Annotated in this window: 18 protein-coding genes and 1 pseudogene; 4 read left to right on the top strand and 15 right to left on the bottom strand. The window is 64.2% G+C overall.

The features are described 5' to 3' along the window. From ACL03I_RS13390 to ACL03I_RS13340, 11 genes are all read right to left on the bottom strand, one after another. Window positions 1-873: a glycosyltransferase family 2 protein gene (locus tag ACL03I_RS13390; RefSeq protein ID WP_412806082.1), complete on the bottom strand. Its 873-nt coding sequence runs from the start codon at window positions 871-873 to the stop codon at window positions 1-3. 221 nt (window positions 874-1,094) lie between these two features. After that, window positions 1,095-1,967, bottom strand: coding sequence for an SAM-dependent methyltransferase (locus tag ACL03I_RS13385; RefSeq protein WP_412806081.1), 873 nt, complete (start codon window positions 1,965-1,967; stop codon window positions 1,095-1,097). Window positions 1,968-2,173: 206 nt separating this feature from the next. Then, entirely contained in the window at window positions 2,174-2,779 is a 606-nt protein-coding gene (locus ACL03I_RS13380; protein ID WP_412806080.1) for a TetR/AcrR family transcriptional regulator, read from the bottom strand. Then, window positions 2,776-2,976, bottom strand: a complete 201-nt coding sequence (locus ACL03I_RS13375) for a cold-shock protein (protein ID WP_412806185.1) — start codon at window positions 2,974-2,976, stop codon at window positions 2,776-2,778. Before ACL03I_RS13375 ends, ACL03I_RS13380 begins: the two co-directional genes overlap by 4 nt. 240 nt (window positions 2,977-3,216) lie before the next feature. Further along, complete coding sequence (locus ACL03I_RS13370) at window positions 3,217-4,068, bottom strand: nucleoside hydrolase (protein WP_412806079.1); 852 nt, start codon at window positions 4,066-4,068, stop codon at window positions 3,217-3,219. 199 nt (window positions 4,069-4,267) lie between these two features. Then, entirely contained in the window at window positions 4,268-4,825 is a 558-nt protein-coding gene (locus tag ACL03I_RS13365) for a hypothetical protein (RefSeq protein WP_412806078.1), read from the bottom strand. A gap of 32 nt (window positions 4,826-4,857) precedes the next feature. Continuing rightward, window positions 4,858-5,274 carry a hypothetical protein gene (locus ACL03I_RS13360; protein ID WP_412806077.1) on the bottom strand — a complete coding sequence of 139 codons (417 nt, stop codon included), beginning with the start codon at window positions 5,272-5,274 and terminating at the stop codon, window positions 4,858-4,860. Beyond that, entirely contained in the window at window positions 5,271-5,807 is a 537-nt protein-coding gene (locus ACL03I_RS13355) for a hypothetical protein (RefSeq protein ID WP_412806076.1), read from the bottom strand. The genes ACL03I_RS13360 and ACL03I_RS13355 overlap by 4 nt, the downstream gene beginning before the upstream one ends. Further along, window positions 5,804-6,322: a hypothetical protein gene (locus tag ACL03I_RS13350; protein ID WP_412806075.1), complete on the bottom strand. Its 519-nt coding sequence runs from the start codon at window positions 6,320-6,322 to the stop codon at window positions 5,804-5,806. Before ACL03I_RS13350 ends, ACL03I_RS13355 begins: the two co-directional genes overlap by 4 nt. Window positions 6,323-6,348: 26 nt before the next feature. After that, a complete protein-coding gene (locus tag ACL03I_RS13345; RefSeq protein ID WP_412806074.1) occupies window positions 6,349-6,810 on the bottom strand; it encodes a hypothetical protein in 462 nt (153 codons plus the stop codon). Window positions 6,811-6,881: 71 nt separating this feature from the next. Beyond that, entirely contained in the window at window positions 6,882-7,796 is a 915-nt protein-coding gene (locus ACL03I_RS13340) for a hypothetical protein (RefSeq protein ID WP_412806073.1), read from the bottom strand. Between the two features lie 295 nt (window positions 7,797-8,091). On the opposite strand from ACL03I_RS13340, the gene ACL03I_RS13335 reads away from it, so the two are divergent. Next, window positions 8,092-9,465, top strand: coding sequence for a helix-turn-helix domain-containing protein (locus ACL03I_RS13335; protein WP_412806072.1), 1,374 nt, complete (start codon window positions 8,092-8,094; stop codon window positions 9,463-9,465). Continuing rightward, the gene (locus tag ACL03I_RS13330; RefSeq protein WP_412806071.1) at window positions 9,462-10,385 is read left to right on the top strand and encodes a phosphotransferase; all 924 of its coding nucleotides are present in this window, start codon (window positions 9,462-9,464) and stop codon (window positions 10,383-10,385) included. The genes ACL03I_RS13335 and ACL03I_RS13330 overlap by 4 nt, the downstream gene beginning before the upstream one ends. A gap of 471 nt (window positions 10,386-10,856) precedes the next feature. Here the strand turns inward: ACL03I_RS13330 and ACL03I_RS13325 are convergent, their stop codons facing one another. Genes ACL03I_RS13325 through ACL03I_RS13315 form a run of 3 tightly spaced genes read right to left on the bottom strand, consistent with a single transcriptional unit; the run spans window position 10,857 to window position 14,886 of the window. After that, window positions 10,857-13,226 (bottom strand): lanthionine synthetase LanC family protein, encoded by a 2,370-nt coding sequence (locus ACL03I_RS13325; protein ID WP_412806070.1) that lies wholly within the window; start codon window positions 13,224-13,226, stop codon window positions 10,857-10,859. Continuing rightward, window positions 13,223-14,383: a phosphotransferase family protein gene (locus ACL03I_RS13320; protein ID WP_412806069.1), complete on the bottom strand. Its 1,161-nt coding sequence runs from the start codon at window positions 14,381-14,383 to the stop codon at window positions 13,223-13,225. Before ACL03I_RS13320 ends, ACL03I_RS13325 begins: the two co-directional genes overlap by 4 nt. Continuing rightward, entirely contained in the window at window positions 14,350-14,886 is a 537-nt protein-coding gene (locus ACL03I_RS13315) for a hypothetical protein (protein WP_412806068.1), read from the bottom strand. The genes ACL03I_RS13320 and ACL03I_RS13315 overlap by 34 nt, the downstream gene beginning before the upstream one ends. A 247-nt stretch (window positions 14,887-15,133) precedes the next feature. On the opposite strand from ACL03I_RS13315, the gene ACL03I_RS13310 reads away from it, so the two are divergent. Further along, window positions 15,134-15,796 (top strand): hypothetical protein, encoded by a 663-nt coding sequence (locus ACL03I_RS13310; RefSeq protein ID WP_412806067.1) that lies wholly within the window; start codon window positions 15,134-15,136, stop codon window positions 15,794-15,796. A 64-nt stretch (window positions 15,797-15,860) separates the two neighbouring features. Beyond that, window positions 15,861-15,979, top strand: a pseudogene (locus tag ACL03I_RS13305) (IS3 family transposase); the annotation flags it as partial. Between the two features lie 393 nt (window positions 15,980-16,372). On the opposite strand, the gene mobF reads toward ACL03I_RS13305, so the two are convergent. Further along, on the bottom strand, window positions 16,373-22,390 hold the full coding sequence (gene mobF, locus ACL03I_RS13300; RefSeq protein WP_412806066.1) for a MobF family relaxase: 6,018 nt from the start codon (window positions 22,388-22,390) through the stop codon (window positions 16,373-16,375). Window positions 22,391-22,684: the final 294 nt, after the last annotated feature.

Genomic DNA, 22,684 nt, shown 5'->3' with positions numbered 1-22,684 from the left:
CTAGCGGGTCAGGCGCTGTGTGATCGAGGTCCGCAGCACCGACAGCGCACCACGCACGACCAATCCCGCGGCGACCAGTGGTGCGAACAGCAGCCAGGGTGAACCTTGGTGGTAGTCGCAGTAGAAGCGCAGGGCGCTGCGGTGGTGGCTGCGGATCTTGCGGAACGGAGCCGAGCGCATGCTGCCGCCTTCGCGGTGACGGATCTCGACGCTGGGGTCGAGCACGACCCGCCATCCGGCGCGGTGCATGTCGAGTGCCACTTTCGTTTCTTCGAAGTAGAGGAAGTAGCGGGTGTCGAATCCGCCGATGGCATCGAAAGCGTCGCGCCGAAACAGCATGCAGCAGCCGGAAATCCAATCGACATCGCTGACCGTTGTTACCGTTTCGCCGAAGTACCGGCGGGTGGCGGGGTTTGTGGGCCAGACCCCGCCCAGGAGCGCGTGCACGATTCCGACCGCGAGGGAGGGGAACCGTCGGCCGGTCGGATACGGTGTGCCGTCCAGCCGGGCGACCTTCGGCCCGATCATCCCGATCCGGTCATCAGCCGCGGCGGTGTCGACGAGCGCGGCGATAGATCCCGGCGCCAAGCGTGTGTCGGGATTGGCGACCAGGATCCAGCCCGCATTGGTGGCGGCGGCGCCTTGATTGATCGCGGCGGCCAACCCGACGTTTTTGCTGTTACGGATGACCGCGCCACCGAATGCCTCGACGAGGTCGGCGCTGTTGTCGGTGGAGGTGTTGTCGACGCCGACCACGTCGAGGCTGTAGGGCTCCACCGCCACCGGTAGCGACTCCAGAAACGGCGGCAGATCCTCCGCGCTCTGGTAGGTGACCAATACGAGGCCGACAGTCTTGTCGTCGCGAGCGGGCATGACCGCGAACTTAGCAGGTAGGTCACCCCGACGCCGCGCTGATCCCGAACCCCATCTGCGCAGCCCTTGCGACCGACCTGACCAGCATAAACAGGCGATGCGTCTCGAACATCCGCGCCATAGCTGCCATCGGTGTGACCGAACGTTCCGAAACTGCTGGCGGTTGCTGGTGTCCGCGGGCCACGGGGACAGTCGCAAGGTTCGGGTATGCGGTTTGCGGCTCATCGGGCGACCATCCGCACAACCTGGGCGGAACGTGGCTTGTGAGCGAGGCCGCCGAGCATGAGTCGCTCCTCGAGCAGACGGGGTCGGAAAGCCGGACCCACGGGCCACCAGTCATCGAGTTCCACTAGGCCCGGTGCCAAGATCTGGAGGTCACCGAAGTAGTCGAGGATTTTCCGGCGGGTGCGATACCAGCCCGAGCCCAACCCCGTCTCGGTGAACCGGCGTTGAAGCTCCCACGCCAGGTCGTGGGCGGCGGAGCCGCCTTCGGGGTCCCAGAAATGGGTGATCGCCAGATACGAGCCGGGTGCGAGAGCGTCGATGTACTGGCGAGTGATTGCAGGCGGGTCCAGGGCGTCGTCGACGTAGTGGAGGATTCCGCACAGGATCAGCGCGATCGGTCGGGTGATGTCGAGATGGGAGATGATGTCGGCGTGCCGCAGCAGCGACTGGGGTTGGGTGAGATCTGCCAGGGCGAACCGGGTGTTGGGGTTGGTTTCGAGCAGCACTCGGCCGTGAATATGGCAGACCGGGTCGTTGTCGACGTAGACGACACGAGCGTCGGGGTTCTCCCGTTGTGCGACGGTATGGGTGTTGAGGGCAGTAGGTAGTCCGGCGCCGAGGTCCAGGAACTGATCGACACCCGCCATGGTGGTGAGGTAGCGCACGACGCGGTGTAGCCAGCGACGATTCATGTGGGAGACCTCGGCTTGGTGGGGCGCGACTTCGCACAGTTTGTGGAAGACGTAGCGGTCGACTTCGTAGTTGTCCTTGCCGCCGAGGCTGTAGTCGTAGACGCGGGCGATGCTCGCGCGGGTGGTGTCGACACCGACCGGTGTGCGAACACCGGTGATCGGTACGAGATCTGACATACGGAACTCCCCAGGAGGGCTGCGGTTGTGGTCGGCCAGCTCATGCGTCTGCTGAAAACTGGATTGTGAGTTGCTCTGTGGTGGTGACGGTGTCGGCATTGCGGAGGTCGTTCGGTGGCGCGCGCCGATCGGCTTCGTCTTGGGCAGCGCCGGAGCCGTGATCGGGACCCTGTATACGTGGGTGAACGTCGAAAGCTGCGATGGTTTCAGGCGATTCCGGCGGTACGCAGAACGAACTCGACCCTGTCGCGGGTTGTGGTCCGCGCCGTGTGGAGGTCGCCGGTGTGTTCAGTAGCCATGCCGACGATCGCCGCGAGCAGAAACGGGATTGTGAGATCGAGATCGATGCATGGATCAGGCAGGTGAGTGCTGCTGGTGAGTAGATCGCGGATCTCATTGCGCAGCTGGTTGAGCCGCCAGATGACTTGGGCGCGACTGGATGAGTCGATGGCAGCAAGTTCGAGTTCCAGACGGATCCACCCCGGGCGGGTGATGAGGATGGACGCCCACAGGGCCAGTGTCGTGACGAGCTGGTCGCCGCTGCGTGGCTGGAAACATCCGATTCTTCGGATGGCGTGGCGGGTCAGCCGGTCGGAGACGTCGTGGCCGATCTGCTGCAGGTGATCGAAGTGGGCGAAGAACTCGCCCTTGGTGCATCCGGCGTGCTCGGCGATCTGGTCGATGGAGGTGGCGGCGTTGCCGTCGGTGAGTAATAGCTTCGTGGCGGCTTGCAGCAGGCGTTGACGGGCGCGCTGTTTGCGCACCGGGCGTGGTGGCGGCGTGACGGTCTCGGTTATGCTGGTGGCGGTCACAGGGGGTGAACCTGCTGTGCGGTGGGGCCTTTCCTGCCTTGGCCGATCGTGAACTGGACGCGCTGCTCGGTACCGAGGCTGCGGTAGCCGTTCGCGAGGATTTCGGAGTGGTGGACGAATATGTCACGGCCACTGTCACAGGCGATGAACCCATAGCCTTTGGTGTTGTCGAACCATTTCACGGGTCCTTGTTCCATCATGAGATCCCTTGCAATTGAAGTCATTTGGCGTGTCTGTTGGAGACTGGAGCAATCGATGAGTCCCGTAGGGATGCGGGCCTCAGTTGTGGGTTGCGCTGGGGGTGGTGCCGTAGTGGGTGAGCACCTCGTGGGTGGTGGCGGCGGCGCGTCGGTGCGCGAGGGTGGTGAGGGCGGTGCGGAGGGCCATGGCGTCGAGATTCCTTCCGGAGCTGTCGTCATGGTTTGCTGGCGGGTGGGTCACTCTGTTGGTGAGTTGAGGGGCAGGACTTCGGCCAGCCAGGTGAGGGCGGCGGGGTAGTCGATGCGGGTGGAGACCTCGATGGTGCGTCCGGCGGGGTCGCGGGAGATGCGGCCGTCCGCGGCGATCCGTACGGTCTCGGTGCCGAATTCGACGGCCGGAACGCCGAGGGCGGCGGCGAGGGTGGCCGGGTCGTTCATCCAACTGGAGGGCCGGTGGGCGAACCATTCGGTGGCGTTGGCGGCGACGAGTTCGGCCCATGGTGGCGTGTCGGGGGCGGTCAGCCACGCATATAGGGCGGAGTCGGGGCCGATGGCCAGTTCGGGGGCGTTGGTGTGGGTGGACAGAACGCAGCGGGGCCGGTGGGCTGCGCGCAGGACCAGCCCGAATGCGGCGGGGTCCATGCGCGGGTTGTGTGACGCTTTGCTGGGGTTGCGGTAGTGGTCGAGCCAGCCGCCCTGCATGGTGAACTCGATTTGCTCGATGCGGTGGGGGCAGGTGAGGAAGAATTCGGCGAAGTTGGAGACGGGCCCACACCCGACCCAGATGATGTTGCGGGTGGAGGTCTCGCACACGCTGGAGAGGAAGTCGGTGACACCGGTGGGCACCGGCCGAGCGTCGGGGAGGTGGCCGTGCATGACGAATCGGTCTTCGGCACCGTCGAGTGTGCTGCCGGCGACGACGGGGACGTCCCGGCGGCCGATGTGGTCGAGGAATCCGCGGGCGTAGCGGGCGCGGTCGTGGTTGGGGGTTTCGTCGTTGGTGATCACGATCAGGTTCGCGACGAGTTCGGCTGCGACCCACAGCGTCAGTGCGTCGTCGAGGTCGTGACCGAGGTCGGTGTCCAACACGACGGTCTGGTCTTCGAAAACCGCGGAACCAGTCGGCCGTGCGACCGGCCAAGGCGATGGCGCGACGGGCGCGCCGAGGGAGCCGTGGTGGGGTGAGGGGTGCAAAAGAGAATCCCTTTCGAGTGTGGTCGGGTGTGACCCAGTGGCGGCGCCTGCGCAGACGTCGCTGAGTCGGGTGACGGGCTGTAGATGTGGTTGGTCAGCGCGAGTCAGGCGCGGGCGAACGAAAAGCGACTTGCTCTCGGCCGCCGTCGCGATGGGGAACGGCTATCAGCTCGATGCGTCGCGGTCGCTGGACCGGTGGCACACCGTCAGATCGGCGGCGGGGTTGAAGGCGACTACCGGTCAGGAGGCCGGTGATCAACGCGTCGTAGCGTCGGCCGAAGTCGGCGATGGCGGGTGTGAACGGGCAGTCACCCAGTTCGGGAGGCCATGTGGCGGAGATCGCGATCCACATGGACAGTCGATCGATCAATTGCCCGGCGGTCACGATTTCCGGGAAGTCATCTTCGACAAGGACCACCGATTCCGGTCTGTTTCCCAGATGCCAGGTCACTTCGTCGTCGATCACACGGGCGATGGTGTGGTCCGGATCAGCCTGCGCCCCTTTGAGGAGTCGTTCCTGCACGTCGTCGGGGTCTGAGAAGTCCACGCCGCCGAGACAGGTCATCCACAGCGTGACCGCGACTCGAACGGCGTGTTCAAGATTTGTCACCGGGTTCGCTACGCCGTCCCAGAGCGCGACCAGACGGTTCATGTCGGGCAACGACGGCGTTGGCGGGTGTGTGCTCACAGGAGTCCTTCGAAGGTGTCCTCGCGCGTGGGGCGGGTGAGGAGGGCGAGTACGGAGACACCGGGAACAGGGGTGGGGCGGTGCAGGGTGGCACCGTCGTCGGTGTCTGCGGTGACGATGCGGATGACCATGGTGCGGGTGGTCAGCAGCCGACGACCGCCGGGTAGGTGGGCGGCGTCGGGCACGACGATCAGCCAGACATCGGGCTCGCGGCTGGCGTGCTGAGCCAGGGCGGCGATCGTGCCGCCGTGGGTGTGGTGGTCCAGATGTGTTCCGCCCCAGCGGTATCCCCAACTCTGCGCGCGGTGTCGCATGAGCGCACCGATACGGTGGGGGTCTGCCAGCAGCGGGACCTGCATGTACCCGAGCGCGATCGGCGCATCAGCAGCCAACGGTGCGTGCATGCGTCTCACACAGCGCTCCCGGTGAGGGAGGCAGGGTGGGGGAGGTGCACCCGGCCGCTGACGATGCGTGCGACGAGACGGTTGTAGTCGTGTGCTTGTTCGATCAGTGCGTTGGCCGCGACGGAAGTGGGAACGAAGTCGGGGTCGGCGGTCATTTCACGGGCCCACAACCGGATGTGGCGCGAAAGCGCCTCGCCGAGGCCATGCGGATGCGGGCGAGCGTGAGCGAAGTCGATGGCGTGCTCGATGAGCAGGTCGTGCACGTGGAGGTCGATCCGCGCCATCAATTTGTGGATTTCGCGAGTCGTTCGGGCGAAATCCTCGCCGACCACCGCCCAGTCCGGCCGGGCGGCTTTGCTCGAGATCAGCGTCTCGATCTGCCCGAACGATGCCAGCTGCCGCTGGTGGGCGTGCAGGAGCCCGACGGTGGCGGTGAGGATCTCAGGGTGGGCGTAGTCGCCGGGATCGAATGCCGGTGTCCGCAGTGCCCGCCACACGGTGCGGGCGCTGGGGATACTGACATACCAGTCGGGATGGCTCACGACGCACCTCCGCGGGGGAGCGTCGAAAGCTGCTCGACCCGGGCGTTGTAGGCGCGCTGCGCGGCGAGTACATCCACCAGCGTGGTCTCGTCATGCGGGTGGTGGGCGTAGGCCACCCACTGCTGCGCCATCGCGGACACCAGCCATCCCACCGCGATCTGCCCGGCGGGCACATCAAGCAGACCCGCCAGCTTCGCGTCGATCGTCCTCACACACCAGGCAATCTCGCTGTCGATCGCGTCGCGGGCCGCCCCGCTCGCCTGGACCCGGCGGTGATGAACGTCGATGATCGACACAGACAGCATCGCCACGCACTCGAAGCTGTGGCCGACCGCGGCAGCAGTGCCGGCGCGGGATGCGCGACCGCGCAACCATGCCTTCGCTCGCCAGCCCGTGGTTGTGAAGACGGCCCGGAGTTTCATGGTCGCGTGCTGCGCGGGCAGTTGTGCGGCGAAGTGAGTGATCCATTCCTTCGCCTGTGGCAGCCCGGCCAGGCTCGGCACATGCGAGTCCACTGGTCGTGTCGCTCCTGTTCTCATGGTCATGGTTGGGGACGGAGGCCGCGCCATCCCAAGGGCAGCTCCACACGGCGGGCATGGATATCGGCCAGCAGATCGGCGTAGCCTTCCCGGACTTCAGCGAGGTGGAACCACGCATCGTGGCGCAGCTGCTCGTTGTCGCTGTGGCGCACGGTCCACCAAGCCGAGGCGTATGTCTCGGCGACATGACTGATCACCTCGCCGAAGGAATGGGTGTGCCTGCGTGCACCGTTTGGGCGTGGCAGGTGAAACACCGCCCACGAATTGATCTCGCCCACGACCGCGATGACCTGCTCGTGCACGTCGACCGGGCTGGAACCGGCGGACTGATGCCGGCGATTGAGGCGCGACGACAGCAGCGTGGCGTGCAGATCGGCGAGGTCACGGGCGAACCCGATCAGCGGCGACCCGTTACCGGGGTCGAGGTGACCGGAGATCGCGGCCAGCAGCTGCTCGGGCGTCAACAACGCTTCCGCACCGACATTGCAGTCGACCGTGGACTGTTTGTGGGCCGTTCGCTCCGACGGCGCGCGGTTCACGACAGCCTGCCAACGCGTTCGGCGGCCGGTATCAGTGGTGACGCCAGTTGTGAGGACAGCGTGCACCGGGTGACCGTGTGACCACGCTCGGTGTACCGGTCGATATGCGCGCACAAGGCAGTCAGTGCTGCGGTCGGCGCGCCGTCACGGTGGCGGGACTCCTGCAACTCGACTACCAATTGACCGTCGTCACGTTGCAGCAGGCGGATCACGCCTTGGTGGCCGAACGGACTGATACCGAGTTCACCGGCAGCCATCGCTGCGGCATTGGCGTCATCAGCCAACGCCATATACAACTTGTCTACCGGCTCGATCAACTCCGACCACTCCAGGCGAGTCAACTCCGCGATGATGTCGAACCGGGTCACCGTCGGAATCGCACCCACCTTCGACTCCGCCAAGACGCGCACGCCCACCTGAGGTGCCCCTGAGCTCACCAACTCGGGCTCCGCCCTACTCTTGCGGTCGCGGTCGGTGGTGCTCTGCAGGTAGTAGATGTGCGCCTGCGGCATGCGTGTGAGCCGTTGGACCACCGCCTTACCGGAAGGTCCGAGACCGGCCAAGTGCGCACGCGACGGCACGATGAGATGGCCACCGCCTTGGCCCTCGATCTCATCCATCACCCGCCACAGCGACTGCGTGCGCGGCGAACCGGAGTCGAACAGCCGCTCCAAATCCAGGTCCCACGCTGCGGCTACGTACTCCAACCGCCGCATCACCGCGAGAGCGGGATCCTGACGATCAGCCTCCTCGATAATCGCCCGCAACATCCGCTCCGGCGCCATCGGCTCGATGACCACCTCGCCAGGGCCGAACGCGAACGAGACGGCGTACTCGTGCATCGCCCGCACGACGGCATCACGAGCCTGCGTCGTGGTCAAAAGTTCTGCTCGTGCGTATCCGAACCACATCAAATGACTCCTCTGGTCGCCATCGAGTCCGGCAAACAGAAGCCCGCGGCGTGCGAGTTCTCGTGGCGACTCGCGCCACCTTCCGTGTGCCGTTCACTGGGTACGTGTGGTGTGCCAACCAGCATCGAGGTAGCTCCCAGCTGAGGTAACTCCATTTACACCTGTAGTTGCGTAGTCACCCTGGCTGCATACGCGGCGTAGGCGATTCGCGAACGGGTCTCCCACCAGCGATCGGACCTCGATAGCCTGAAGCTGATAACCAATAGCCGCTGTGTGAGCGACAGATGGAGTCGCGATGAATGTGCATGAGGCGTCTGCGGTAGCGATCGCTCCCGCTGTGTGGGAGAGTCCTGTCATGCGAGCGGCGCTCGCGCACCGCGACCTGAAAAGAGTCTTCGAGCTGCTACAGCGTGTGGGCATCTCTCAGCGCGAAATCGGCAGGCAGGCTGGCCTATCCTCATCCGAGGTGTATCAAGTCCTGCATCGGAACCGGCGGATTAGCGCCTACGATGTCCTTGCCAAGATTGCTGATGGACTGAAGATCCCTCGCGGATATATGGGATTAGCTTACGACGACTCCACCGAAATTAACCTGGACCTGGCGGCCGCGACCTGTTCGATAATCGGCTCTGAACGCGACGAAGTTCGATCGTTGCTCTCGCATGCGGCTGACGTGACGATGGGTGTAGCTGCGAATGACATCGCGCACTGGTGGCAACCTCTCGAGCGTGAGATCGCACCCGCGCCTGCTCGAATCGGACGCTCAGATGTCGATCGCATTCGGGCTCTCACAGCAGCGATGCGCGCGATCGACTATCGGCATGGGGGCGGCGCATGTCGCGACGCCATCGCCGCCCAGGTCCGTTGGTCACAGCAGCTGCTGAATGCCGACGGAGGGGATCACGTCAAGGAACAGCTGAAGTGCGCCTTGGCTGACCTGCACAACTTGGCCGGCTGGACCTCGTTCGATGTCGGACTGTACAGTCCCGCTCGCAAGCATTTCGGTCGCGCACTCGAATTGGCACGCAGCGCCAACGATTGCTCGTTATCTGCGAACATCCTCTATCGGACGGGCCGGCTGCACCTCCACCGCGGGATGCCAAACGAAGCGCTGAGGTTCTTCCAGCTTGGCCAGATCGCTGCGCAAGACTCGGGGTGCGCGCTGACCGTTGCCATGCTGTGTGTTAATGAAGCATGGACCTACGGTCAACTCGGTGACCATGAACAGATGCGCCGTTCGGTAGGCCGGGCCCAGGACGAGTTCAGCCGCGCCGAGCGCGAAGACGCTCCTGTGTGGGTGAGGTTCTTCGGCGACGCTGACCTCAACGCTTCCATTGGAGTCGCGCTCGTCAGTACAGTGAAGGTTACGAGTCGCGACCTATCAGATGGAATTGAATTTTTACAGGCAGCACTTGCTCGCCGCAGTCCTGACATGAACCGAAGCAAAGCCTTTGAGCTTACTGCGTTGGCCTATGCTCATCTGTACACCGGCGATCGGGAAGGTGGTCTGAGAATCGGTCGAAGCGCTGTCGCAACCGCCTCGACCGTAAGATCTGTTCGCACGGTGGACAGGCTGTCGCCGTTGAAGAAGGCTGCGAGAAAATACCCGATGGATGCTGGTCTCAAAGATCTGGCCCGCTCCATCGATTCGCTGGAGGCGGTCAAATGACGAAGTCAGTGATCGGTCGCGGTTCGCTTGCGGATACCGGTGCCAGCTGGGCCGACACAGTCCTTCGGGCCTCATGCGCGGCCACCGGGCTTGACCCTGCAGGTGCAAGGCTGATCAAGTTCACCAACAATGCTGTGTACGCCTTGAAATCGGACCCAATCGTTGTACGAATCGCCGGGTCTATCGCAGTGCGAAACCTTGTTCCGAAGATCGTAGCGACGGCTCGGTGGCTGACGAGCAACGATATGCCTACTGTTGAACTCGCTGAGGAGTATCCGCAGCCTCTACAGCTTGACGAGACTGCGGTGACCTTCTGGCGGCGCATCGACGGCTGTGTCCAACAAACGCAACCGGATGGACGCGACCTCGGCAGAATCCTGCGTCGCTTTCACAACCTCGCCGCACCCGACTTCGAACTGCCCCAGTGGAATACGCTGAGCTCGGTCAGAAGACGTATCCAGGACGAGGACGTTCTCGCAGACAACGACCATGAGTTTCTCGTAGCCGTATGCGATGAGTTGGAACAGGAGCTAGCTGATGTTGACTACATGCTTCCGCCCGGGTCGATACACGGTGATGCCTTCGTTGGTAACCTCATCGGCGGGCCAGACGGTGCAGTGCTATGCGACCTCGATTCGGTCGCCACAGGGCCACGAGAGTGGGATCTGACTCCAATCGCAGTTGGGAGACTGCGTTTCGACTACAGCACCGACTACCACGAGCAGTTGGCGAGTGAGTACGGTGTCGATGTACTGGAGTGGCCCGGATTTTCAGTCTTGAGAAGGATCAGGGAGCTTCAGCTAGTGACCAGCGTGCTACCCACTCTAAGGTCCAACCCCGCCCTGTTCGAACAGTGGAATCACCGGTTCCAATCTTTCAGGCGCGGTGACCGGGCAGCTGTGTGGACAACGTATCAATAGCCGGGCGTTCGGAGTCGACGCAGGATGTTCGGGCGCTTACAATCCCAGAGAGTCGTCTGATTCCTTCATTGGAAGCCCAATGCACTCGGCGATTTCCTCTGCGATCGATTCCTCGGCAGAACGGGTGACCGGTACCCGATAACGCGACCATCCCCAGCTGGGCGAATGCGATGGCGTGTACCAGCATCGACGGCCCGACCCGTCGCCAACGGCAACGGCAAGGACGGGACGGTGCGGGTGCGCGCCGCGGATGGGACAGGCCGGTTTCCTGGTACCGCGAACGACAGCGCAGGAGTGGGAATTCGAGCAGCACTTCACCGACGACGGGTCGAATCGCCCCCGTATCGCAACCCTTGCCGCCACGAACATGCCCGCTTCTCCGGGCCAACTCGATGTGCACCTCCACCGACGGCCGCGAATCCTCCTTCGCAGCCATGACTCCCTCCGCCGTCATTACGGGCGACAAGCGAATCACCCGATCCCTTCGATTTGGTTGACGAGGTCGGGTGCTCCGACTCCCCCGTGGATGGTCAGCAGCATGTTGCTGAATCCGTCCGACAATCTGTCCGGCGCGTCGCCGAGCAGGAAGTGTCCTAATCCGGCCGCGCCTGTCAGCAGAGAGGGTGTCTGCCTCATCCAGCGTGCTACCACGCCTTCGCTGCTTGCGAGGCGAACAACCGAGCGGAGGTGCCGGGAGCTGGTTGCGAGCTCGCCCGCGTCGTTGGCGGATAAGGCTAGTCCCTGCCGCTGCAGCTCCCGTGCGATCATTAGGTTCCCGCTCAAGCCGTGGCACAGGACCATACGATCCATGCTGTCTCCGTGAAAGTTCGCCAGCGATCGGAGCGTCGCGTCGCCGGCGAGCTCTGCTTCTGCGAGCAGTCCTTCATCGCACAGCAGCTTCGAGATCAAAATCCGTGTCAATGCGATTCCAGGCGCTCCGTGGCACCACGCCACCGAGTACCGGCCGCCGGTCTGACCCCGAACAATATCTGCCGACACCCGACGTAGGTCCTTCCAATTGTTGTGCGTCTTTGAATACCAGCGCTGCTCGTACCGCAGTGCCGCATATGTGGCTTCTCGAAGCTGGTCGTCCTTCGTGAGGGATGAGAGCTCCGCCAACGCAAGGGCAATGCCCGCTGATCCGTGAGCGAGCCCGGTCAACGGCACACCGGATTTGTCGTGATCGTTTTTCCACACATAGGCACCGTCCGATTTTCTCGCACGAGCCACGAGCTCATGGCCGAGTCGGTGCGCGATATCCACCGGAGTTTGTGCCAGGCCCTCTCTCGCCACCGCGAGCAAGCCCGCGATATGACCGGCGAGGCCAGAAAGCCAGTCGTTTCCATCACAGACAAGATCCTGGTTGAGTCGATCGCGAGCCATACGTTCACCCCGCGAAACCAGCTCTTCGCGTCCGAGGAGACGTCCGACGTAGAGGAGGCTGAAGGCGACGCCGGTCCAACCGTGATAGAAGCTCGCCTCCATAGGGCGCATGCCGCGGTCGATCTCTTCGGCGGCATGGATCAATGCGCCTTGCGCCAAGTCGTCGAATCTGCTTTCGCCCGACATCTGTGCTAGTTGCGCCAGGAATATAGCCACGCCCGCTGTCCCTGAATAGATATCAGCGCCGATCGGGGACCAGCAGGCGCGGATGATGCCATCCGATCCGGGCCGATAGCTCTCAGGACGCGGACCGATCCATGTGCACCCGCGGCCACGCCAGAGCGCTTCGGCGGCCATGATGCTGCCGATCTGCGCCGCCATCGCCACCGTACCGTTTAGAGGGTCGATGTTCCGAATGATCGCACCTGGGTCAGAGTCATCGAACCCGGGCAAACTTTTCAGCGCGCACGCTCGCTCCACCTCGGCGGACGTGCTGAAGCGGAGGTAGGGAGCATCAGAGGAAACTCCTACGAGTTCCAAAGCCGACACCAACGCCGCCAGGCGGCGGACCGGGCCCCGCGTCTGCCTGACGGCGTCGTCGCAGAGAGCCTCGGCGAGCAATCGGCACCGATGCTGCCCGAAGCTTTCTCCCGTTCCCGGATCCTCCGCGAAGCCGATTCCATCGGCAATCCGCATGGTGAATGCAGGAACGGCGTCCTTCAGTGCCCAAGCGATGTCGTTGTAATGTTCGGCAACCAACCTCAGAACCTGAGCCGTCCGATCCAGTGGCACATAGAGAACCATCGAGTCAGCCCGTGTATACGCATCTGGGGTATTGGGAAATTTCAACGTGAACGGAATAGATTTCCTGTTCAGTTCACTCGTCAACATCCCGGCCACCGCGGATGCACCGTCAGCGTAAGCATTCCAATAGAGGCGCGTCTGCGGTTGAACAGTCGGCGCCGGCGGCGTCAGGTCGCCGAGATACACGCAGAATCCGGTTACGGGCGCAGGAAGGAACGACGGTAGACGGACGTGGACCTCATCACCACGGCGAGCTGCTACCGGCGCCCGTTCCAGAAGCGCTCGCGGCAGCAGGAACCGCGTTCCATCCGATTCCGCGATCACGCAGTGTTCATGGTCACCCACAAAAGTCCACTTTTCTCGCGCGGCTCGGTCGCCAGCAAACACAGTGAAGGTGGATTCCATCCACGCAAAATCCGGTTCCTGGCCCATTGGCCTATCCCGGAAATTGAGCGGCACAGCCGTGCCGAAGACGTAGAAATGGCTGTAGAGATGCGAAGCTACGGCCGATGGGAAAGGTTGGGTTGCATCGGCATGTGATCCGGTTGTCGACGATTTAACCCGCTGACCGAACCAGGAGAACGACTCGCCATCAAGGATTCTGATCGCATCGATAACGGACTCGAGCTGCATCCGGTATTGACCGCTCGTCATGTCGCCCGCCCTTCGGTTTCAGTGGAAGCCAGGCCGAGCACGTCCCTGACACCCTCATAAGGCCTGGCCGCCAAGTTGTGCGCCAGTTGGAGGGTGACCATCGCCTGCTCTGGCAGAGCGTCACGGCCCGTACAGGCTTCGAAAATCGACCAGACCATTCGACAGATTGCATGATTGAGCGCATATTCGAGCACCGATGACCTCAGCTCGGCCGCCAGGGACATGTCCTTTACATACGCGTGCCAAAAGGATCGCATGGCGGTCTGAACATCGGGCAGCGAGAGAGGAACGCACGGGATGCCGGTATGCGTTCGAGGCAACGTCACCGATGAGATCGACGTCACCCAGGAACCGAGGAATGCGGCGATGATGCAGCCAAGATCCCAGTGCTGGTCTCCGCGTCCGGAATGTTCGAAGTCAACCAACGTGACGCCACTTCCAGCTCCGCGCTCCGCCGACATCGCCAGCAGGCAGTTGGGCCACTTCAGATCGCCGTGGATCCACGTGGAGGGGTCCCAGGAGTCGCGCGTTCTCGAAATCAGATCGTTCAATACCCGATCACGCTGGACCAGACGCGCCAGCGCGAGATTTGCGGGACTCATGTACGCGTGCATCTCCCGTGTCGGCAGGACAATGCCGTAGGCAGGCGGCAAAGGAGCGTCAGGCAGGGTTTGACACACCGACAGGCCATGCAGGAACGTCAGCGTCCGCGCCAGATGTCTAGCGGAGCGCGAAATCAATCGACGCGTCGATATCGCAATTGGGTCCATTGAGACCGCATCGGGGATCGCTTTGAGGGCAAGTACCGTCCGCTGCTCATCGAAGCGGACGAGGTCAGGGACGAACCGGTCGGTCTCGCTCGTGCTCGCGAGCAACCGGTATATCTCCGCCTCATGTCGAATCGACGCCGAACGCGACAAGCTGGACGGGCTCTTGAGAAAATATCCATCACCCGAAGGGAGTTGGATCAGGTAGCTCTCGTTCAGGCTGCTGTATCTCGTGATCACCACCTCGGGGCGAGCTGAATCAATGTGCGACACAAGCCCATTCGCGCGAACCCAAGCGAGCGCGTCATTGGGCGACAGCGGCCGAAGCCCTGAGTTGAGGCGGGCGTCCGTCCTCTTCACAACACCGCACAGAAAACCGAACAGAAGCAAGACGAGGATTCGATCGTGATCTGCGGCTGACAGGGAAACCCCGGTGTGCCCGGATAACGAAAGAGAAACGCCGAACCCCGCCGCATTCTCTTTTTCCGACGACTGGACGCAGCCGCCTGCGCCAATGCGGCCTGGGTGGATTCGGGCAGTGCCGCGGTATATTCGCCGGAGAGAAAGCTCACCTGATTTTCCAGCAAGTCAGCTGTCACGTACTCGACTTCGGCCGCAGCCCGCAAAATTACATGGCTGGGCTTGAGATTGGCACCGGGACCATCCGGACGCTGGAAGTCGACAATATCGGCTTCGGCAATTCGCAAATAATCCGCAAGGTCGGTACAAAGATAGAGACGCCAATAGCCCGCATCGGAATCTCGCCCAAGATAGCCGCGTAACTCGAGAACCTTGGGCGCGGGATCTGCTGGACTGGGCCGCAAGCGATCCACCAGATCGTCCTGCTGCAACGCGTTCCCTGCCGGCGACTCCGCGTCATCGGTCGGTGACATTGCGCGCCTCCTTCGATGGAAGTTTGCTTCAGCGCGATGGCATCTTCACAGAGGATACTCCGCCTACTCAGCAGAAGGCCAGCAATCCTTCAAAATCGGACCATCCGCGCCTACTCGTCGGCGGCGGCGGCCTGTCACCGAATTACCCTCAGTCCGGGAACTGCCCCGTAAGTCAATCAGATAGAGCCCTGCCTTCCCCAGGCGTTGTATGCTGGCGAGGGAAGCCCTCCATGCGATAAACTGACGCGTGGCAATGATTCCCCACCTCGATATCCTTCCCCCCGCCCAGCGCACGCTGTGGCCGGAGTTGGAAGCGACACCGTCTCAGTTCACTTTGTATGGCGGCACGGCGGTTGCGTTGCGGCTGGGCCATCGTGCCGCAGTGGATTTCGATTTCTTCACCGGATCTACCTTCGAGCCCGCCACGTTGATTGCGCGTGTGCCGTATCTGACCGGGTGCACCGTGCGTCACAGCGAGCCCAATGCATTGATATGCAGCGTGGATTGCGGCGGCCCGGTCGAGCTGTCGTTTATCGGTGGATTGCCGCTGGGGCTGGTGGCACCACCCGAGCGAGTGGAAGGCCCGCAGTTGTCCGTTGCCTCATTACTCGACCTGGCGGGAATGAAGGTTGATGCCATCACCGAGCGCGCCGAGCTGAACGACTATCTCGATATCCATGCCATGATGACCATTGGTCGGATCGAGCTGCCGGTGATGCTCGCTGCGGCAGCCATCATCTACGACTCCGTGTTCAATCCGCTGCTCGCCCTCAAGGCGCTCGCCTGTCATGACAATCCGGCATTGGCGGGACTGCCCCGGGCCATGAGTCGCGACCTCATTGCCTCGCTTAGACGTGTCGGCCTAGAGCCAACATTCGTGTCACCAGCGGCGGCCCTGGAAATTCGTTGATCGCTCGTCGACGATGGGCAGAGTTCCCCGACAGCCCGGCTGTCGACACGATCTGGGTGGGCCGGCTGACTCCGACGAGCTGCGCCAACGCAACAAACTGCTTGAACAGGAGAACGAGATCCTGCGGCGGGCGCGAGCTGCCCCCCAAATGACCACCCGCTAGTCCTCGACCTCGCCGCTGACCTGATCGCGTGGCTCTGGTGGGAGGGCTGCTGTGCGTCGCCAACGCCGCACTCGCGGCGGGGGCACTGGCTGGAGTGTCTAACTCGCCGCCGGCCGCGAGATTTGTTCCGTATGGCGGGCAGCCGGTCGGCCAGCCCAACCCGTACCCTCAGCCCGGTACATCGGTATACGCAACTCAGCAGACACAGAAGCAGCCAGGAACAACTGCTGAGCCGGGACACACAACAGGGGCCTCTCGGACAGAGCCGAAGGAAAAGATTACAGGCCCTCCCGGACCCGGCGAGGCGCGGCCGAGAGTGCAGCGCGGCGTTGCGTGCCCGCCATGCCCCGCGCGGCGGTACCGCGGCAAGGTCTTCGGATAGGTGTCGGCGAGGAATGACAGCGGTCGGGTCTTCAGATTGTGAGGTCACCATCGAGCTGGTAATTGACGGGATCAGCGTGCTGGTCAGGGGTGAGGTCGTCTGCCAGCTGGGTGTTCTTGCGATGGTGTTGTTCGTATGCGAGTTCGGCAGGGGTAAGTTCGCGGCGGCGGTGTTGTTCGGCCAGATGCTGGTCGAGCTGTTGCTGAATGTCTGTGTTGCGTGTCCGGCCTTCCTCATCGGCGACCGTGGGAGGTTTGCTGCCGCGTCGGTCGTCAGTGACGGCGGCTGGTCGAGTGTGCAGTAGGCGGTCCCAGTTATCGGGGGTACCGGCAAGCAGAATCGCTTCTCGGGTGGCTTGACGTGCGGCGTCGCGTGCGGTGGTGCGGTCGCGGCTGCGCTGGATTTGTTCGCCGACAAGGATGTCGATGCGAGTTTGAAGGGTGCGGCGTTGGCTGCGGCGGTAGCTGGGCGTCGCCTTGAGGGCGTCGCGTGCGTCGGCGAGTTCGGTGCCGACGGCGTGGAAGTTTTTTGTGGCGGCGTGGAGGTGCCGGTCGGCGGTGCGGGCGTTGCGGATGGCTTGTTGTGCTGCGGTGTGGCGGCGGATGAGTTCGTTGTTTTCTTGTTCTTGGTCGGGGCTGTGCTGGGCCGGGCCGTAGAGGAATGTGTCGGTGTCGGCGAGCGCGAGGCTTTGGTGGAGTTGGTCGATGCGTTCGTCGAGTTGGGTGTCGGTTAGCTTGAGCAGCGGATTGTCGGCGGCTGGGTCGGCAGTGGTGGTGTCTTGGGGGCGTGATCGCTGGGCGGTTTGGGGTAGCGGGTGGTCGTGGATCCAGGTTTCGATCGCGGCGCGATGCGCTCGGTTTCGTGTCGCGCGCCAGTCACGGCGCAGCATCGCGAGGGCTGCGGGTGCGGGGTGGGTGGCGGTGATGTGGACGCAGCGGGCGGTGATGTGGTGGGTGGGGTCGTGGTCAGGAATGCCGGGTTGGTTGTTGTCGCGGCATTCCCCGCACAGTCCGTCGTCGGCGCGGCGCGGTGGCGCGGGGGTGGTGTCGGTGCGGGTGCGTTCCAGGCCGCAGACCACGCACGCGAGCCCGCGGGTGTTAGGGATGGCGGCGAGGTCGTAGTCCAGCGCATAGTAGTTCGGGCGGTCGTCGGGTAGCGCCTCCCGGTAGTAGTGATGCACGACGCCGTCGGGAATGGGGCGGTCGTAGGGCTGGTCGTCGACATCAGCGCGGGTATCGGCATAGACCTGCTCCGCGCGGCGGGCAACGATCTGTGCATCGGTTAGCGGGTCGTGGCGCACAGCAGGGTCGATGTATTCGTGGTGGTCGCGCGCGGCTTCGTGGCGTCGCTCACGCCGATACACGGGTTCGGTGCGTGTGGTGCCGGGTTGGTAGACGTGCGGGTCGCTGTCTGGCGTGCAGGCTTCGATGAGCGCGCGATACTGGGGGTAACGTTCGCCGGCCCACCGAAGCCGTGCGCGGGCCACGGGGAAGCTATTGCGGTAGAGCGTTTCCGCGATCTCGGCGAGGAAGGCGCGCTGTTCGTCGGTGGCGATATCGGTGAGGTCGGTGAGCATTTCGACCGCGGCGGTGATCTGGCCGGTGTGCATCAGCTGCGCCACCGTGCGGAGATGTTCGGGAAGCCCGGTCCCGAGCGCGTTATCGGCGGCGGGCTCGGGCCCGGCAGTTTGCGCCGCTTCCGCGTTGCGGTGTGGGCTGTCGTTCCGGGCGGGTTCGAGGTCGGAATTGGATTGTGAAATGGGGCGATTGGTGGATTCGGGCACGGTCGTGCGGTGGGGCTCGTGGCCGGCGGTGTCGCTGGCTGGGGCGGGAGTGTGGTGTAGGAGGGCGTCGATGCGCCAGGCCAGGGCACTGGTCAGCTGGTCTGGGCGCAGGCCGGACGCGGTGTCGGGTTGGGCGCTGAGCAGTAGTTCGTGGGCAGTGGAGAGGATTTGTTGTGGTGTCCAGCCGGTGGCGGTGGCGCGGTCGATCGCGGCGACGACACGCGGCCACGCTGGGTCGGTGATGACATGCTCGGCGGTCTCATCGCCGAGGACGGCGTGCAGATCGGTGATCCATTCAGGTCGCAGGTTGCGGTGTCCGATGGCGGTGTCGAGGGCGGAGGGTTCCAGTTCCAGGCGTGACCACAGCGCGGCGGCGGGCATCTCGTCGGGCAGCGGCCGCAGTGCGGCGGCGTCGGTGAGCAGGGTTTCGATGTCGAGTCCGGCGCGGTCGGCGAGGTCGATCTTGTCGGCGAGCACCGGCCAATACGGGTCCGCCACGATCCGGGCGTCGAGGCGTTGGAGGGACGGGGCCCAGCGGTTGACCGGTCGATGGACATCACCGATCGCGTCGGTGACCCGCGCGTCGAGCAGCTGCTGGTGCTCACGTTCGAGCGCGCTGTACCGCGTCGGGCCGGTGGGACGTATGTCGCGGTCGTCGACGTGCAGGCTGGCGCGCCAGACCGCGAGTTCACCGAGCAGGTCGCGGTCGGCGCCGATGAGGGGCCGTGCCCAGTGCGGTGCCGTGCTCGGGGTCCACGCCTGCACGTCGGCGCGAATCTGTGCGGCGAGATCGGTGACGATGCGGGCGCGGGCGGTGAGTTGGGTGGAATCCATGTCGTCGCGGAGACCACGGGGAATGCCGTGCGCCCACGGGAAGGGGCCCGTGCCGGTGGAATGGGTGCCGGTGGGATCCAGTCGCCAGTCCAAGACGGCGGCGACGTCGTCGGCGGTATCGAGCTCCCGTGCCGCGGCGGCGGTGTGCAGGGCGGCGACGGGGTCGCGCCCGGACAGGGCGAGCATGGCCAGGTGTTGGCGGAGCACGGGGTAGGCGGGGCTGTCGGTCAGATGTGGGCGCAACGCTTCGGCCGCTTGATCGATGCGCTCAAGCCCGACCGGGCCGAGAGCTGCTTCGGCGGCGACACCGATCGCGTCGAGGTAGATGTCGAGCGCGCGACCGATCCGGGTGTGGGGATCGAGTGCGTCGCGCAGCTGCGTATGCGCGGACTTCTGCGCACCGTCGCGCCCCAGTATGCGCACCAACCCCTCCACCGCGGTGCGCGGAAACATCGCCGGTTCGCTCCAGAACGAGCCCTCGGAACCGTCCAACGCGGTGGGGATGTAGGCGTGGTTGGCGTGCACACCACGCGTCATCGCGACATACAACTGTTGGCGTGACTCACCTCCGGTGAGCGCGACATGGCACGCATCGGCGGTGATTCCCTGCGCCGAATCGATCGTCGCCGCATACCCGAGCCGCACGTGCGCGCCAACATAATCGGCGGGAAACCGCACCCGTTCGCCCGGTTCTTTTTTCTTGGAGTGGACGCGGGTGGCGCTGAGACTGCCGTCGTCGTGGACGGCGGTGACGGTCCAGGTATCGCCGTTGCGCACCCAATCGTGGGCACCGACGCGCAGGCGCCGGTTGTTGCGGCGGGTGCGGATCGTGTCACCCACCGACGCGGCGAGCCCGTCGGCAAGTGCACATTCCGCCTCCACAGTGCCGCCCGCGCGGGCGAGCCGGTCGGCGCGGGCGCGGGCGTTGAGCGCGGAGACGACCTCGTGGTTGGCGGCCAGCATGATCGCCGCACGCCCGGCGAGGTGGTCGTTGGTCCACGCGGTGAAGACGTCATCGTGGGTGGCGCCGTGATGGCCGCCGTGCACGCGCCCATTGTCCAGATACCAGCCCAGCGCCGCCGGATCACCCTCGCGCAGCTGCAAACTGGCGGTCGCTTCCGCGGAGGAGGCGAACCGCACCACGTGGGTGAGGGTCAGGGTTTGGTCGGGGGCGGCGGCGTGCATATCGGCGTCGGCGCCGCCGGCTTCGATCGCGGGCAGCTGGTGATCGTCACCGATGCAGCGGACCGTCGCGCCGCGTTGGGTGAGGAATTGAAGTAGGCGTAGGCGTTTGTGGTTGCCGAGTTTGACGTGCTCGTCGACGATCACCAACGTGCCGGCGTCGATCTGCAGCACCCATTCCGGCAACGCGGGCGGCACATCCCGCTCGAAAGCGGGGTTGTCCGGGTGTCGGGTGTGGCGGGACAGAACGTCGAGCAGTTTGTCGACGGTCTCCACCCGGGCGCCGATCGAGGTGCCGAGTTCCGCGGCCGCGACTGCGGTGGGCGCTAGGCCGAGGACGTGTCCGCCGCTGGTGTGCCAGGCGTCGGTGAGCACCCGCATGGCGGTGGTTTTCCCGGTTCCGGCGGGGGCGTTGGCGGTGTGCACCCGCAGGCCGGAGGTGGCGAACCCTTCGACCACGCTGACCTGCCCGGCATTCAACGGCCGGTCCGGGTGGGCGGTGTTGTAGGCGCGCACCGCATCACCGACCATCTCCACCGAAAGTTGGCGGGCACCGGACTGCACCGACAGCTCGATCAACGCCTGTTCCACCGACAGAACCCGCTTCGAGCTGTACAGAGGTGAGTTCGCCAAGGTGTACACGCTGGCACCATGACGGCGGCGCAAAAGCTCCGGTACGTGGCCTAGTTCGGGCGCGTCAGCGACGTCGGGGTCACCACGTGCGATCGAGTGGGCGGGCGAGAGCGCCTCAGCGACAACCGCCTCGGTCACCTGTTCCCACTCTTCGGCACGGATATGTCCGCGCACCTGCCGTTCGACTTCGGCGCGGACATTGTTGGGCCGCCACGTCGAGCGGTGCTCGGCGACCACTTCCAGCACCCGTTCGGCGGTGAAGACGATCCACTGGTTCGACACCGCAACCCGCGGTGTCCGCTGCGGGTTCAGCGCTGCGGCAACCATCCGCGCCACCGCTTGTCGACCGCCGAGCAGGGGCAGTGCTTCAGCTCGCCAGTCGGCGCGTTGTTCGGCCAGTGACCGCAGGGGGTGTTTGGGCGGGCGGGTTTCCAGGGTGGCGCGTTGCGCCAGCTCGTACATTTCCGCAGGGACAGGTTCGCGCCCGAACCGCTGCTGGAAGCCCGCCGCAAGCTCACCCACGCGCGCCTTGATCGCTGTTTCCCGTCGCGACCACGCTTCGATCAGTCGTGCCGGGACGCCGACGGTCTCACGAACCGGGCGCTTGGCGGGATCCGCCGCCGGCCGTTCGGCGAATTCGACGCCCACAAGGTCTTCCATGTGGTGCTCGAGACGGGTGTTGTAGATCTCCGACACCGTGACCACGGCCTGGTAGATCGCGGCGCCGTCCAGGGTCCGCCAGCGGCCGTCCGGGGTGCGGCAACGGTTGGCGATCAAAACGTGTGTGTGCAGATCAGGGTCACCGGCACGCGAATCCCTGTGAAAAAAGCACGCGGCGACGATGCCCTCGACGTCGACCTGGCGCACCCCGTTGCGGCCCAACCTGGTGAAGATTGCGTGCTGTTCGAGCCAGCGCAACCCGTCGTGCACCGCACGCTGATGCGCGAGTTCGATCTTTTCCGCGACCGCCCGCGGCGCGACCGCCCAGAGCGCCGATACCGATTTGACGGGTGAGAAAGTGATGTCGAAACCCGCGACCGCGGTCGTGTTCGGCCGCGAGTTCTTGGCCACCCACCCCGACAACTCCCGCGCATCACAGGGCGCGCGGCCATACTCTTCGCTGAACATCTCGGACGCGACATGGGTGCGTATTCCGGCTCGTTCTGCATCCGGAATGGCGTCGTGTGGGTCCGCTCCGTGCGCGAGATTGTGTTGCTCGAACGCTTTCGCGCATCGTTTTCGGAACGCGGAAACCTCGGCGTAAATGCGATAGGGGTTGCCTAAACGCGACGCTTTATCGGCCGCGCGTGCCGCATCTTTGTGCTTGGCGCCGAGGCGGATCTGCTCGTCGTAGACCTCGGCTTCGACCTGTTCGGCGTTCGGGTGGCGCCCCAGCCCGAACAGGGATTTCATCTGTTCTTCGGTGACTTCCGCACCGTCGGCGATGCCGAGCGCAGCCAGCCCGGTGCCATGCCACACGCCGGGTGCTTCTCCGTGTGCGGAGTAGTAGTCGGCCAAGCTGTCACGGCCGCGGGAGCTGGCATCGTGCGCAGCGACATTACGCAAATAATACTGATAGCCGTTGCCCGCCACGACTTTATGAATGGTCGCGGTCATATATCCATCAAGCGCCCGCAACGCCAATATCGCCAGGGGTGAGTTTGACTAATTTTCAGTCAAATCCAGCATTCCCCCTGGTCGTTATCGAATCGTTATCCTCGATGCAAGAGGTGTGCTCGAGAAAAGAGGGAAGAAGAGGGTGGAGGTGGGGGTAGTAGGACTGAGCGGAGTGGCGTGTGGACGGTTTGTGGATGAATGAGGATGGGGCGTAGATGCGTGGTGCGGTACGGCATGGTGTCGCAGGGAGGTGATGGGCGGCGGGTGGTGGACGTGTTCCTGTGTCGGTCGTCG

Origin of the sequence: Nocardia sichangensis (assembly GCF_047200615.1) — a bacterium.
GTDB lineage: Bacteria > Actinomycetota > Actinomycetes > Mycobacteriales > Mycobacteriaceae > Nocardia > Nocardia sichangensis.
This window is presented reverse-complemented; position numbering and strand designations above follow the sequence as displayed.